The sequence below is a fragment of the Sulfuricaulis sp. genome (assembly GCF_049587675.1).
Taxonomy (GTDB): Bacteria; Pseudomonadota; Gammaproteobacteria; order Acidiferrobacterales; family Sulfurifustaceae; genus Sulfuricaulis.
Window position 1 is genome coordinate 1 of sequence record NZ_JBAVEJ010000296.1, and the last position, 1,909, is coordinate 1,909.

The 1,909-nt window shown below is 60.2% G+C and carries 2 protein-coding genes; both read left to right on the forward strand.

Translation table 11 applies throughout. From position 1 onward, the window contains the following. Positions 1-803, forward strand: an 803-nt coding sequence (locus WB402_RS14970; protein ID WP_424209255.1) for an OB-fold nucleic acid binding domain-containing protein, incomplete at its 5' end; no start/stop codon positions are given. 20 nt (positions 804-823) lie between these two features. Then, positions 824-1,783, forward strand: coding sequence for an acetyl-CoA carboxylase carboxyltransferase subunit alpha (locus tag WB402_RS14975; protein WP_424209257.1), 960 nt, complete (start codon positions 824-826; stop codon positions 1,781-1,783). Positions 1,784-1,909 lie beyond the last annotated feature (126 nt).

Here is a 1,909-nt window from a genome sequence, read left to right on the forward strand (position 1 = left end):
GGCTCGGCGCGCATCGCGCCGCGCTGATGGCGTCGCTCAACAAGGCGCTCGCCGTCGCAGATCAGCACACCCGTGACCGGGACGCGGGTCAGGTGGATATCTTCGGCAACGCCGTCACGCCGACGGAGACCCATCTCTACGAAATTACCGCGGAGTGGAGCGAAGAGCAGCGACTGGAAGGCGAAAAGGAAACTCTCGGGCTTTATCTCACCGGCCATCCGATCGCGCGCTATGCCGAGGAACTCAAGCGCATTACCGACGCGACCATCGCCGAACTCAAACCCACGACCGACAGCACTATCGTGGTGGCCGGCCTGGTGGTCGCGAGTCGCACCATGCAGACCCGGCGTGGTGACCGCATGGCTTTCGTCACCCTCGATGACCGCACCGGCCGGCTGGAACTGGCGGTATTTTCCGACCTGTATGCGCAGAGCCGTGAACTGCTGGCCAAGGATACCCTGCTGGTGGTGGAAGGGCAGGTGAGCGTGGACGAATACTCCGGTGGGTTCAAAATGTCCGCCGAGAAGCTCTATAATATCGATCAGGCTCGCGCCGCCTTCAGTCGGCGGCTGGTCATCGAGGTGACGGCCGAGCAAGCGGGCAACGGTTTCGTCGATGAGTTGAAGGAAATTCTCAGTCCCGTGGCGCAAGGAAAGTGTCCAGTATTCCTGCATTACCACGGCCAACAGGCGGAAGCGGAAATCGCGCTGGGTGATGAATGGAAAATCAGCCCGACAAATACCCTGCTGGAACGTCTGGCGCGCCTCGCCGGTGAAAGCAATGTCCGCCTCCTCTATCGCTAAACTTCATTGAAGCCTGATTCATGAACCAGAATTATCTCGAATTCGAACAGTCCATCGCCGATCTGGAGGCCAAGATCGAGGCGCTGCGCTATGCCGACAAGGGCACGGCGATCAATATCAACGACGAGATCAACAAACTCAGCGCCAAAAGCCGCAAGCTGACTGAATCCATTTTTCATTCGCTGACACCTTGGCAGATCTCGCAACTCGCGCGTCATCCGCTGCGTCCGTATACGCTGGATTACATTGCACGCATCTTCACCGATTTCGAGGAACTGCACGGCGACCGCGCGTTTGCCGACGACCCGGCGATTGTCGGCGGCGTGGCGCGACTGGATGGCCGGCCGGTTGTCATCATCGGACATCAGAAGGGGCGTGACACGCGCGACAAGGTGCGGCGCAACTTCGGCATGCCGCGCCCGGAAGGATACCGCAAGGCCTTGCGCCTGATGCGCCTTGCCGAACGTTTCCGGATTCCGCTCATTACACTGATCGACACTCCCGGTGCCTATCCGGGCGTGGGCGCGGAAGAACGTGGCCAGAGCGAGGCCATCGCCCGCAATCTCTATGAAATGGCACGGCTCAACACGCCTATTATCAGTGTCGTGATCGGCGAGGGCGGTTCCGGGGGAGCACTTGCCATCGGCGTATGCGATCGCTTGCTGATGTTGCAGTATTCCACCTATTCCGTGATTTCTCCGGAAGGATGCGCCTCCATCCTGTGGCGTTCCGCCGACAAGGCCTCGGAAGCGGCGCAAGCCATGGGCATCACCGCCGAAAGCCTGAACCGGCAGGGTCTCGTGGATGAGATCGTGCCGGAGCCCCTGGGCGGGGCGCATCGCGACATGGATGAGATCGCCAAGACGCTCAAGTCCGCGCTCATCTCCGCCCTCGACAAAGTCGGCTCCATGCCGCTCGAGCGCCTTCTCGAACAACGCTATGACCGCCTGATGCATTACGGCGAGTTTGAAGAACATTGATAACGTGTTTTCTCCCTCGGCACTGGCGGATGTCCTGCGCCGTCTCGGACTCTCCCCGGAAACGCCGTTAAAAATCGCCTTCAGCGGCGGTCTCGATTCCTGTGTGTTGCTGCATGCCCTTTGCGT